9 protein-coding genes and 1 pseudogene are annotated in these 13,110 nt (G+C 44.4%); all 10 read right to left on the reverse strand.

What is annotated here, in order from left to right:
- Window positions 1-736: 736 nt before the first annotated feature.
- Window positions 737-2,308 carry an FMN-binding glutamate synthase family protein gene (locus CEF13_RS14875; protein WP_102711526.1) on the reverse strand — a complete coding sequence of 524 codons (1,572 nt, stop codon included), beginning with the start codon at window positions 2,306-2,308 and terminating at the stop codon, window positions 737-739.
- A gap of 645 nt (window positions 2,309-2,953) precedes the next feature.
- Entirely contained in the window at window positions 2,954-4,300 is a 1,347-nt protein-coding gene (locus CEF13_RS14880; protein ID WP_102711528.1) for an FAD-binding oxidoreductase, read from the reverse strand.
- Window positions 4,301-4,854: 554 nt separating this feature from the next.
- Window positions 4,855-5,835: an alpha/beta hydrolase gene (locus CEF13_RS14885; protein WP_424991995.1), complete on the reverse strand. Its 981-nt coding sequence runs from the start codon at window positions 5,833-5,835 to the stop codon at window positions 4,855-4,857.
- A 198-nt stretch (window positions 5,836-6,033) separates the two neighbouring features.
- Window positions 6,034-7,404, reverse strand: a complete 1,371-nt coding sequence (locus CEF13_RS14890) for a sensor histidine kinase (RefSeq protein WP_102711532.1) — start codon at window positions 7,402-7,404, stop codon at window positions 6,034-6,036.
- Window positions 7,401-8,075 (reverse strand): response regulator transcription factor, encoded by a 675-nt coding sequence (locus CEF13_RS14895; RefSeq protein ID WP_102711534.1) that lies wholly within the window; start codon window positions 8,073-8,075, stop codon window positions 7,401-7,403. Before CEF13_RS14895 ends, CEF13_RS14890 begins: the two co-directional genes overlap by 4 nt.
- 283 nt (window positions 8,076-8,358) lie before the next feature.
- The gene (locus tag CEF13_RS14900) at window positions 8,359-9,153 is read right to left on the reverse strand and encodes an ABC transporter permease (protein ID WP_102711536.1); all 795 of its coding nucleotides are present in this window, start codon (window positions 9,151-9,153) and stop codon (window positions 8,359-8,361) included.
- 15 nt (window positions 9,154-9,168) lie between these two features.
- A complete protein-coding gene (locus CEF13_RS14905) occupies window positions 9,169-10,167 on the reverse strand; it encodes an aliphatic sulfonate ABC transporter substrate-binding protein (RefSeq protein WP_243864874.1) in 999 nt (332 codons plus the stop codon).
- A gap of 12 nt (window positions 10,168-10,179) precedes the next feature.
- The gene (locus CEF13_RS14910) at window positions 10,180-10,959 is read right to left on the reverse strand and encodes an ATP-binding cassette domain-containing protein (protein WP_102711538.1); all 780 of its coding nucleotides are present in this window, start codon (window positions 10,957-10,959) and stop codon (window positions 10,180-10,182) included.
- A 52-nt stretch (window positions 10,960-11,011) separates the two neighbouring features.
- Window positions 11,012-11,350: pseudogene (locus tag CEF13_RS14915) on the reverse strand (alkanesulfonate monooxygenase); the annotation flags it as partial.
- 271 nt (window positions 11,351-11,621) lie between these two features.
- Window positions 11,622-13,067 carry a 4-hydroxyphenylacetate 3-hydroxylase family protein gene (locus tag CEF13_RS14920; protein WP_102711540.1) on the reverse strand — a complete coding sequence of 482 codons (1,446 nt, stop codon included), beginning with the start codon at window positions 13,065-13,067 and terminating at the stop codon, window positions 11,622-11,624.
- Between the last annotated feature and the right edge of the window lie 43 nt (window positions 13,068-13,110).

Consider the following 13,110-nt stretch of genomic DNA (forward strand, 5'->3'; position numbering starts at 1 on the left):
ATCTCCCCTGTTATATCTTTGGTTTGCATTTCCATACAATCCAAATTACATTGCCACTTTTAGTAATATCATACTGATAATTAGTATAAAATGGAATAGCATAAATCGATTATAACTGAACTAACTGCTCGTCAGTTTAAAGCCTCATTAGCTAGTTGGCAGTGTTTTTGAAGTGTGGTCTTCGATTAATGATTTATTGGCTCTTCGTAATACCGTGTTGTAATCACGTTTAAGGATCCCCCAAAACTGATTGCCGGGCAGTTGGATTCCGCGCCATCCGATTTAAGACCAACAGTATGACGATGCCCCTCCTCCTCACTCGAGTATTAAAAAAAGACAAGAAGATTGAACATTTTCTTGTCTTTCATTCACATATCATATTAATTAACTCGTTATTTTCAAGTGATTACATCGTTCCCCGTTACTTGAAAATTAAATTTCTCCCCAATATCACTCTGTTTCATATATATAAGATACTTTACCGTTCTTCTCATATCGGTTAAATAACTTTTTAATTCGCCCATCATAGGTCCGTAGTTGGGATGTTCAGGCACGTAAACATGTTGATTCTGCTGAACCTGCCACAGCACGAAAGTTAGATTCATGTCCAAGTATTTGTACACAAGCTTTTCGCATTTCCTGATTTGGTTCTACTGCAATAGGATTTTCATTATACGAGTTTGCCACATATGCATCGACAGCTTTAATGGTTATTTATATTGCCAAGAACGTATATTTACTTCGATACTGGATAAGGAAACAAATCCACGATTCGGAAGCTTTGTCCGCTTTCGTTCGAAAACACCACATGTTCTCGTCTTAATTCGCGGGGACTCTCTAAACCGCAGGCGGCAGCCAGCGAAAACAAGCCTTCCCTCATCTGAAGAATATAGTTCATTACACGCCACTGTTTCTCTTCGGGCGCCAGTGCCTCTTGATACTTAGAATCCGTAGTCGTAATCCCTGTTGGGCACTTGCCCGTATGACATTGCAGAGCCATGATGCAGCCGTTGGCCATCATAAAGCCGCGTGCAGAGTTGACGCAGTCCGCGCCAAGTGCCAGGGCGATTGCCACTTTGTCAGGCGTAATGAGCTTGCCAGAAGCGAAGATTTTGAAACGATCGCGCACACCGAATTTTCTTGCGATGTCGTCAAGGATGAGCAACGCATTAAAGAGCGGCAATCCCATGCCATCTGCCATTGCTTTGAACATAGCTCCAGAACCTCCCTCGGAACCGTCTACGGTAATAAAATCCGGGAAAATTTCTAGCTCAAGCATAGACTGAAAAAACGGCTCGAGCCGCTTCGGATCGCCGACAACGATTTTGATGCCCACGGGTTTGCCGCCTTCTTCTTGCAAGGTGCTTATGAAACGAAGCGCTTCCTCTGGATTGGTTAGGAATTCGAACCGGTTTGGCGAATTCACGGTTTTACCGATAGGCACTAAACGAGCTGCAGCGACTTTTTCGGTGACCTTAGATCCTTCGAGGTGCCCGCCGCGTATTTTGGCACCCTGATGAAATTTCAGTTCGAACGCCTTAATGTTCGGGATGTCAGCTTTGTGCTTGAATGCCTCAATGGAGAAACGGCCAGTGTCATCACGAAATCCAAACAAGCCTGGCCCGATTTGCGAGACGATATCGACGCCAGTGGCAAGATGTACATTCGCAACTCCTCCTTCACCTGTATTGATCCAAGAGCCGCCCGCCATGAATGCGCCGCTTCCCGTAGACTGAATGTAATGCTCACCTACTGCTCCGTAGGAAGTAGCTGAAGCGCCGAACATGCCTTTGAGCCGCCATGGGTGTTTACAGTTTTCGCCGACTATTATGACATCATCGTCATGTAGAAGCCAAAGTTTGACCTGTTCTTCTATGTATTTTTCCTTCCTTATAAACAGCCCTTCGTCGGTAATGACATATTTCTTTCCTGGTACGAGGGTTTCGTTATCCACCCTTAGCTCGCTTGTCAATTTCGTGAACATGGCATTAGATAAATAGAAGCCGGGCTTTTCATAATCGCGCCTCCCGCCGAAGGAGATAAGATCCGTCCGGTATTTCGCAGCATATACGAGACCGACAAAGTCGGCCCGCGAGAACGGCTTCCCTACCGTATCGCTGTCAAACCAATATTGACGGAACTCTGGCCCCAACTTTTCAAGCAAATAACGTACCCAGCCAAGATACGGGTGTGAGCGAATAATGGAATGCTTCGGTTTTTTGGATAAGGCATACATATAACCGATAAAAATGATCGGTGGCAGTATAACGATAACAAGCAGTAGAACCAGCAGGACAATTTGTACCACTGTATTGACCTCCCCGTAGTGATAATCGTGCAAAGATTATTGTACCACCAATTTCCAATTATAATTCTGTTATATACAGCAATCGATAAGAAACGTACCGCGCAAAACTTTGCTATATTGGAACAGGATGCCGATGAATGTATTTTTCGAATACACTTTTCATTTAGAAAAGGGTTTGGATGTTAAGTAAGTTTCTTCATAAGAAATTAGCGTAGCCAGGGCTAGGTTTTCTTCTAATGAGAGGTTTTAATCTGTTGTATTGAACTAGCGTTCTCCGTTTATTTTTAGAACGTCTATAAATTTGGTGGATAATTAGCCTTCCGCAGTTGAGAAAAAGGCTGCCATATGGCAGCCTTTTAGCATTAAACTATGGTGCTTCTGCGGAGCGGGCTTTGTTCTTATCCTATTTGCTTTTCCTCAAATTGATACCATACTCACAATACTTATAACCGTCTTTATTTTTACAATACATTCGAAAATACCGCCCAAGTAGATGCTGGAACATCGGCTCATATTCTTGTAATCCGACATTTAAACACTATTTCCACCTTTCAAGCCAAACAAAAAAATAAGTTCTTCAATAAAAAGGAGTAAATGAATGAGTTTCATTCATTTACTCCTTTAATTCGCATTTAAACGATATTTTCATTTAGCCGGCGGAATACTTTGAGGATTATTAAACACATTAGTCGGATCATACTTTGCTTTTACTCTGCGTAACCTAGGAAAGTTCTTGCCATAATAAACTGGACCAGAACATTTAATACCTTGGTCTGGTACGTTGATATAGGAGCCAACGATATAAGGCTGCAGCTTCTTCCTAGTATTCCGAGCCAATGCAATATTTTTAGCCGCATGAGATGGTTTAACCCACGAGCTGTTCCATTCGACATAAAATTGAGCCTTACGCCAGTAGAATGCTGTGGCTCTAGGTGCGATTCGGCTTATGGCACCACCCCAGTTAAGGAAGAAGAATCCGGCTGGAGTCCCTCCCTCTGCTTTTTCTAGAAACTCGCGCATCACTTTATAAGCTTTATCCGGGAATGGACGTCTGCCAAAGCCGCTAGAGAACTGGTTGCTGAACTTTTGGGTAAGAACTGGATCGGGGGCTAATAAAAACTTAGTGGCTTCCAAGTATGGTAGAGACAGGATTGTTTTTTGAGTAGGCGTCCCCACGCTAAGAATAGGCTCTAATTGACGTATGGTTTCCGTTTTAGATCCCAGGTACAGCCCCAACATGCTTACATTCCCGCCTTTTTTTGGACCGACGCTTAATTCGCTGCCCAATTTGGTGCTGGCATTAGGAGCCCATACTTGCCATCTCTTTACGACTTTTTCGAACTGCTCCCATGGCCAGATAATGCTGAATACGGTAGCTTTGGCTGGAGCACGCAGTACTTTGAATTTATATTTGGTATATACGCCAAAGTTGCCGCCACCGCCACCGCGGGAAGCCCACAAGAGATCGGAGTTGCGTTTTTTACTTGCCCGGATTACTCTTCCCTTAGCGTCAACCATTTCTAGTCCGATTAAATTATCGCTAATGAGACCAGTCGTCCTTTGGAGCGGACCAATCCCCCCACCAAGTGTAATTCCGCCGATCCCAACCGATGGACTGTCACCAAACGGAGCGATAAATCCTTGCCGTGCTAGTGTATCTACGACTCTTCCTACCCGATTACCTGACTCAACCACAACAGTCCTGCATTTTTTATTTAACTTGATTTTCTTCATTTCGCTAACGTCGATGACAATGCCTCCGTTGACCTGAGAAAGGTTCGTCTCCAAGGCATGCCTTCCGCTTCTTGGCCGAATAGGTACCTTATTTTCGCGGGCCCATTTTATTGCATTTGCTACATCTATCGTTCTTTGAGCAAAAACAAATACTTTAGGAAATCTGTCGGTATGCGGATCCCAATTCTTCCGAGCTGCTTCATAACCCGGATTCCCCTTAAATATCACTCGCCCAGTAAGCTTCGTTATTGAATTCACATATCCAACTCCCTATGATTAAATGAATGTTCATTTCTTCCATAAATTAGGTAGATGCCATATATCGTATGAAGGGTTTAACCCGTTGGTATGGACTGCTGCTGATATGGTACTAAAAAAGCCATAATCATATGATCACGGCTATCATTGTTTTGTATTTGGTTATTTTGATTACTGCCGTTTGAATTACGGACAGGGCTTAAGTATAGTCATTTTCAGTTGACCGGATACGTTAGTCAATAATTCCATATAACATGATAAAAGGCTTAATTTCTGGTAGTTCATCCAGTGGCTCCAAATATTGTTCTACAATTTCTTTCCCCAAAGGTAACGCATCAACTGGAGGTGCATTCCAACTGTGTTTAGACAATTTCAATAATCGGTTTCTAGTTACATTGTCATTGAGATTAGATGCACCTTAAAGTGCCATATCAGTCTCAATCTACACTTCCACAATCCATGTTCGAGCTACTACAGCGAAAAAAACCGTCCAAAGGACGGTTTTAATATCACTTTTACATTTGTATAATAGTGAATGTGCCTTTTCAGTGCACTTATTTTATTTCCTCCATAAATGCCCTGAAGTTTTCAACGATTTCTTTTGATTGGGTATGATGCAAATAATGTTCTCCTTCTAATTTTATCATTTTACCATGTACGGAATCTTTTACTTGCTCTTCATGCAGTGGTATCCATTTATCTACGTCTGTATTATTCGCTTGTACAAATAAAATGAGTGGAAGATCTTTTGGAAATGATAATTTTTCAGCTGCTTTAAAATTAGGGTAAAAATTTACCATTTCATTTAAGGTGCTGGTATTATTCATGTTTTTGAGAGCGAGAAATCTCATCTGTTCTTTTGTTTTATCATCAAATGGAAGTGTAGCATACGGGTCAGGACTTAGTTTCATTATTAATCTGACGAAGCCTGATTTTTGGAGTAGTTTAATAGTTTTTATTGGAAATTGAGTATCCATACCACCTTGCGTTGGAACACTACTATCGATGCCAACAAAAGCACTCACTTCGTTTTCATATTTGTTCACATAATCTAGACCGTAAATGCCTGCAATGGAATGACCCATTAGAATATATCGGTCAATATTAAGACTCTGTAAAGCTTCATGAATTTCACTTACAATATTGTCTGTGCTTCGCACCTTTTCGGTTACATCACTTAATCCATAACCAAAAGGCTCAATCACGACTACCTTGTAAAATGGGGACAGTTCATCTACTAGCGGCTTAAAATCAAGTGCTGGTGCTGCTGTTCCATAACCAGGTAGGAGCACGACTGTTTCATCGCCTTTACCTTGAATCATAACATTCATATTTTTCCCATCTACAGATACTAACTGGCCATAGGTTTCTATTTTCCCTTGCTCCGATTTGTTGCTTATCATATTCACAATAAAAACAATGGCTAGAAATAGTCCTATGATAATGGCTATAACTCCTAGTGATTTAAGTAAGATGATAAGTGTTTTTTTCATTCTCATTCCCATCCTCATTTTTATTACCTCTTCTTGCTTCACTCGCATCTTCCCCTATCCTCATCTGTTTATCGTGTCACTTAAGAAAGCTTATACGACGAAGATGTACTCCCTGTGACGACAATATGAACGGAGTATGAACAAGCAAAAAAAAATGCTATGGCATCATGTGCAAGGAATCTTGCACATAATGTCGTAGCATGGAGAATGCGGATTAGACAATCCTACATATGAATCTAATTACTCTGCCGGCGTTGTAATTGGCAAGGTGACAATGAAAGTCGTTCCTCGGCCCAGCTCACTTTCCACTTGGATTTCGCCTTGATGAAGCGATACGATCTGTTTAACGATGGCGAGTCCCATACCGCTGCCGCCATACTTAAGACTGTGGGAGCGATCGGCCTTAAAAAACCGCTCGAATATACGCTTCTGGGCCTCGAGGGTAATACCAATACCCGTATCGGATATTCGGACTGTCACGTTTTTGATATCTTGTTTAATTCTGACGTTAATAACGCCGCCATCCTTGGAAAATTTGATGCTATTGCCGATTATGTTCGTCCATACCTGGTTTAATTGATCATGATCCGCCGAAAGGATGACTGTAGGCAAATTGAGCTCGAAACGGATATTGCGAACCAACCATTGGGGCTGGATCGCAACGATGACGCGTCTGATCTGTTCATCAAGGCTGAACGTGACCAAACGCAGATGCTGCGATTGCGATTCAAGCAAACTCAGCTTTAGCAGGCTATCGCTCAGCTTGGACATCCGATCTGCTTCAGCGATAATAATATCAAGATAACGTCTTCGCTCGTTATCTGTGATGTTTACCTGCTTGAGCGCTAGAGCATAACCGGATATCGAGGTAAGCGGAGACTGAACTTCGTGCGACACGTTCGACACAAATTCCCTGCGCATCTGTTCAAGTTGCTGCAGATCATGCATCATTTCTTCGAAGCTGCGAGCCAAAGTACCTAGCTCACCCTTTTGCTTAATATTCAGCTTGACGTTGAAATCTCCAGCTGCTATACGCCGAGTTGCATTTGTCAGCTTTTTGATCGGTCTGACTAGGAACATGGCGGCAACCAGAATCAATATACTTCCTGCTATCAACGAATAGATCAAAAAATTAAAAATCCACTTTATGAGAAATGAGGAGGATGACGGGGCACGCTGCTCCACAAACATCGCTTTCGTTCCCATATTCGTTTTCAACGGAAGCCCTATGAGGATAGGATCAGCACCATACGAATTAACTTGAACAACTTTTTCTCCGTCTAGTACTTCCTTTACTTGTTCCATTGTCACTTTGGCAGGATTGTGTCCGTTAAGCGTTCCGTAAGACTGGAACTGACCCGATTCATCGTAAATTCGAATATGATAGGAATTGAGCTGCTTCATTCCACTTACGAATGAGTCCGCTTCACGTAATGGAAATGTCTCGTAAATTTGGACGATGTCTTGACCGAAATCAAGTAAAGTGATTTGCAAATTTTCATTCAATTGATCTTTATATACCCAAGTAGCCACAAAAAAAGCAATGATCGTGCCCCCGATGACGGAGACTAGAAATGTCAAGACAACCCGTGTATATATGGAACTGATCATTCGTAAATCTCAATCCGGTAGCCAAGCCCACGCACCGTCTCGATACGAAAATCGGGTGTAGTAGCGAACCGTTCACGCAGGCGTTTAATATGTACGTCTATTGTTCGATCATCTCCAGCGTAATCGATCCCCCAAATCTGATCGATCAACTGCTCACGCGTATAGACTTGTCCGGGTGTTCCAGCGAGCTTATACAGCAATTCGAACTCCTTGAGTGGCAACGTGAGTGACTCTGTCCCTCTTATCACCTTATAGGTCTTCCGATCAAGGGTGACGTTGCCGAATTGGATCATCTGCGTGGAGCCAATCCGGTATCGTTTCAGTAATGACCTAACACGAGCTGTCAACTCCAACGGATCGAATGGTTTTGTCAGATAATCGTCCGTCCCAAGTTCGAAACCTTTCACTTTCTCCCATGTTTCGCCTCTTGCAGTTAGCATAAGTAAAGGAAGATCAGGATTGGCTCTTCGGAGCTCCTTGCATAACGTCCAACCATCCATAATCGGCATCATAATATCGAGCACGACAAGATCGACATGCATTGAGGCGTATACGGTTAGCGCTTCCTTGCCGTCCGCGGCCTCGGCTGTCACGAATCCGTCATTGCGTAGAAATAAACAGACGAGTTCTCGAATGTTCGCATCGTCGTCAGCAACCAGTATTGTAGGCATCCGTTCCCTCTTTCCCTGTTTTCAATCCCATATTGAAGTAACCATTATACTATAAATAAAATTGAATTACCCCAGTTCCTCTTATAATCTTAGATCTGATAGTCCCATCTCACTCTCTGCATCCAAAAATAACAAGATCATTTTAAAAAACTAATTATTAGGGGGCGTTTCTCTTGTATTAATCTATCGTTTTCCACGGTGAATTATCCAAAATCAATATTGGTATCGCTAAAATCAAAACAAAGGACAACTACTCTCAGTTGCCCTTCAATACCCTTATCAATTACGCGCTTTGTTGTTTCCCTGTTACCAAATCGGTTTGCCAATACAGCAGCTTGGAGCCTAACCATACCATCACCATATCGGTTAGCTTGCCGAATATAGCAAACAGAATTAGGCTTGTCATTATAATCGCCGGACGTCCCGTTGTTTGACCGTCCGTCATGAGAAAACCGAGCCCTTTGCTGGCACCCATAATTTCAGCTGCCACGACGAACATCCAGCCCATGCTGAGCCCACTTCTCATGCCGCCGACCAAGGAAGGCAACGTAGCTGGCAGAAAAAAATGCCAGATCAATCGGAAGCCTCTGTACCCATGTACCCATCCTACCTCGATCAGCTTGCGATCTACGCTTATAATGCCTGTCAGTAAATTCAAATAGACGGGGAAAAATACCCCAATGGCAATAAGAGTGATCTTCGACGTCTCGTAAATACCCAGCCACAAAATAAAAAGTGGAACCCATGCCATAGAGGGAATATTTCTGAGCGCCTGAAGCATAGGGTCGAGCAAATAACGGAAAAACCGAAAGTATCCATTTAGAATACCTAGTACCAACGCGACAGCCAAACCTGCAACAAAACCGGCAAACACCCGATACAAAGTAATCCATAAATGTTCGCCCAGCTCGCCTGATGCCAACAGATCGGTGAAGGTGCCGTAAATCCTTGTAAGCGGCGGAAGTAAATTGGGGGCTGCATATCCGGTAACGGAAGCATATTGCCAAGCGCCGAGTAGGAGTATAGGAACTAGGAATCCCAAAGCGATTTGAAAAATGCGACTGTCCGTGAATTTCAAATCGATTACCTCCGTTTATTGTGTGATCTTAGTGAAGTATTGCGAATCGATCAATTCATCTACGACTTTGGCAATGTCCGTATTATCGGGAATAATTCCACTCTTCAATAAGACGGTCCCCGCCGCGTTAAGGGCGTTCTTCTGTGTATCTCCGATAACAGGATTAGAAAGATCGGTTCTCTCGATAACCTTTTCTACGACTGGCAACGTCTGCTTGGATTGCTCGCTTACGATTTTCTTGAATTCCTCTACATTGCCGATAGCCCATTTACGAGCCTGTTCATAAGCTTCAATCACTTTTTTCGTCAACTCCGGGTTATCGCTTGCGAACGACTCTCTTACATTAAGCACCCCGTAAGTATTCAAGGAAGCGTCGCGGATAACGAGCTTGGAGCCCTGCTCGACTTCGGTCTGCGCCATAAACGGATCTAATCCCGCCCAAACATCGACTTCACCCTTTTCCAATGCCGCTTTTCCATCCGCGTGCTGCAGTTGAACGAGCTCTACGTCTTTTTCGGTTAGTCCCGCTTGATCCAGAATGCGAAGCAGAAATATATACGGATCCGTTCCCTTAGTAACCGCGATTTTCTTTCCTTTCAAGTCCTCAACCTTGGTGATCGTAGAATCAGCTTTCGTGACAAGAGCTGTCCATTCCGGCGTAGAATAAACGTATATCGACTTGATGAGATTTCCGTTCGCTTTGCCTAATAACGCCGCGGCGCCTGCCGTGGAGCCGAAATCTATGCTTTTGCTATTCAGATACTCCAGTGCCTTATTGCTACCCGCGCTAAGTACCGATTCCCCTTGGATGCCGTCTGCTTTAAGAGCCTGCTCCAGGAAGCCTTTCTCCTTCAGCACAAGGCTTACCGGATTATAATAAGCATAATCCAGCTTAATCTTCGTAATACTTGATGATACGTCCTTCGAAATGCCGTTGCCGCAGCCTGCCAACTGTAGCACAACCAAAACCATAACAATCGCGAATACAATTTGCTTGCCTTTTCCTATTTTCATGTTCATTTCCCCTTAAATGGTATAGTTATCATTTTTGCCGATATTTCCGCTAGGCGATTTGGCCTTCTCCTTGATCAGAATGCGGTCAAGAATCAATTTCTCAAAATAGGCGAAGTCGCTATTATGCTCTCTCGGGCGCGACAACGTAATCTTAACGTCGAATGCGATCTTCCCCTGCTCGATGAGTATAACCCTATCCGCCAATTGCACAGCTTCCGCTACGTCATGGGTGACCAGCAGTGCAGTAAACCTCTGCTCCGTCCATAACTGCTCTATTAATTGCTGCATTTCGATTCTGGTTAAGGCATCCAGCGCACCAAGCGGCTCGTCAAGCAACAGCAGCTTGGGATTCCCTGCTAACGCACGGGCAAGCGCCACCCGTTGGCGTTGTCCGCCGGATAACACGCCTGGCCATTCGGATGCGCGACTGCTGAGCCCCACTTGTTCGAGTGCTTTCTCTGCTTTCCGAATGTCTCCGTCCTTAACGCCGACTCTGACGTTTTCGAGTACACTTTTCCAAGGGAGCAGCCTAGCATCTTGGAACAGCACCCGAGTATCAGGGTGAATAAACCGAATTTCCTCGCCATCGATATGTATGCCGCCCTCGGACGCCTTCTCAAGGCCAGCTACCAATCGAAGTAAAGTACTCTTCCCGCAGCCGCTCCTTCCTACGATAGCAATGAATTCCCCTGGCTTTCCTTCAAGCTCTACCTCTTGCAGAACCTGCTTATCTCCGTATCGCTTAGCCGTTTTCTTGATTTGCAGATGGCTGCCTAAAGTTGTTTGTTCCACTCCCTACCCTCCTTCTTATACTCTTTTCTCCTCATTCGGAGAGCGGTCAAGCTTAGCGCGAAGAGGTCGTTATACTCTTCGGTATAATCTGATTGGCAATCATTTCGCCGAATGGACTGATGAAGAGCGGCTGATCTCCCTGCTCCCGCTTTTGCAGAGGAAGCTTCGGAAACAATAACTCCGCTACCCGATAAGCCTCCTCCAAGTGAGGGTATCCGGACAGAATGAAGGTTTCAATTCCTATCTCTTGATACTCCAGCATGCGAGCAGCGACCTGATCGGGGTCGCCTACAAGCGCAGTGCCGGCTCCACAGCGCACCAAGCCGACCCCGGCACATAGGTTAGGACTCACCACAAGCTTACTTCGGTCCCTTCCGTGCAACGCAGCCATCCATCCTCGCACGAGCGGCCCGTCGGAAGTAGTACGCCGCCAAAACCCAGCTCGTCAGCTGCTTGAGCGATTTATTTCGTGTACGCGTAGTTAACCGCTCTAGCACCTTCGCTAGTGCCTAGAAAATGTCCATCTCCGTGGGTGGGAATAAACCAAAAAACTTCCAAAATGTTCAATCTCCTCTCAAATAGAAAAGACACCAGTCCCATGTTGCTTGAGAAAGGTGCCTTTAGTGGTCTAATCGGCTTGTATTTTGATATAGGTTGATCATCTATCCCTTGCTCGTTTCCTGCAACAGCTTCCAGATCGGATCGATATAACTACTTTTATTTGTGTTCAGATATTGATTCGCGTACGAGCGAACGGGATCGCCTGCGTAGAAACGTTCATACAATTCATGGCGCGAGCCGAGCGGACTGCCAATTAAATCCCATGCTAGCTTGAACAACTTTACCTTTTTCTCCGAGCTGACGGAGGCGCCTTCGAAATACAGATGCATGAATTTGGAGATCGGACCATAGAAGTCTTCCATACTGGACGGGGTTTGAACGAACCCTCCTCCTCCGACTTGCTGCAAAATCTCAATCGCTCTCGGATAAATCTTCGTTCCAATATTCCTTGCCGTATCGATGAAGGAAATCTCAGGCAACCAAACTCCTGAAGCATTTGGCGCAGCTTTCGTCTCAGAAGCGATCACCAGCGCGCGCATCGTATCGACTTGCGTTAGCAGCTCGCCAAGCTTCTCTTGAATGTGTAGAAAGCCAGTTACCCCTATGGATTCCGATATTGCGAAAGCAAGTCCTGTTACGAATTCAAGCTTTGCGACGGACCTCACAACCGTTTGATGGAAAGCGAGCGAATTCGCCGTTTTGTTGTTCCGCAGACTCAATACGGATTCTGAATCGCCATAAAGCAATACGCGTTCCCATGGAATCAGAACATCGTCGAAAAACAGCACGGCATCCATTTCCTCGTATCGGGAGCTTAAAATATGCTCCTTTTCTCTCGAATCTGCGAACGATTCCCGACAAACGATATGCAGCCCTTTCGAATTCGCTGGAACGATAAGTACATGCGAATGCTCCTTGTTCTCCTTCTTCAGCTGCAAAAAAGAGAAAATAATGAAATCGTGAGTATACGGCGCTCCTGTCGCAATCATTTTCGCTCCACGCACAATAATGCCTTCGCTCGTTTCCTTCACAACATGAAGGAATCTTTCTGAGATACGCTCATCGCTCAGTTCACGTGAACGATCGATCTGCGGATCCAGTATAGCCGTCGTAAGGAACAAGTCGTTATCCCTGGCCGATTCGTAATACTTCTCGATCTTCGCTTGAAATCCCGAATCCCTCTTGCTGATTTCCTCCCTATCCGCGTACCATCCCGTAATCATAGACCTGCCGTAATCGGATAAACGGCTCATAATGCCATTTGTTTCTTTCGCCCAACAGGTAAAAGCTTTACTTCTTGTTAAAATATCTTCTTTCGAATAAGGTACTAGAAACGAACTGTGAACATATCGGCCTAATGATGGCTGCAAGTATCCAACTTCATCTCTGCGATGCGGATCATCCAGCAAATCAAATAGTCCTGTAATGGTTTTGAGCGTGCCTTGAAACGCGGGGTGTTTAGGCAAATCGTCAACCGTTTGGCCTTCAAGCCAAATCTTCCTACCATCCTTAAGGCTGTTTAAAAATTTTTCACCTCTTGTTGTCATAGTATGGATTCTCCTTGACTTCTTTTTCCGATAAGAATACTAT

The sequence above is a fragment of the Paenibacillus castaneae genome (assembly GCF_002884445.1).
GTDB lineage: Bacteria > Bacillota > Bacilli > Paenibacillales > Paenibacillaceae > Pristimantibacillus > Pristimantibacillus castaneae.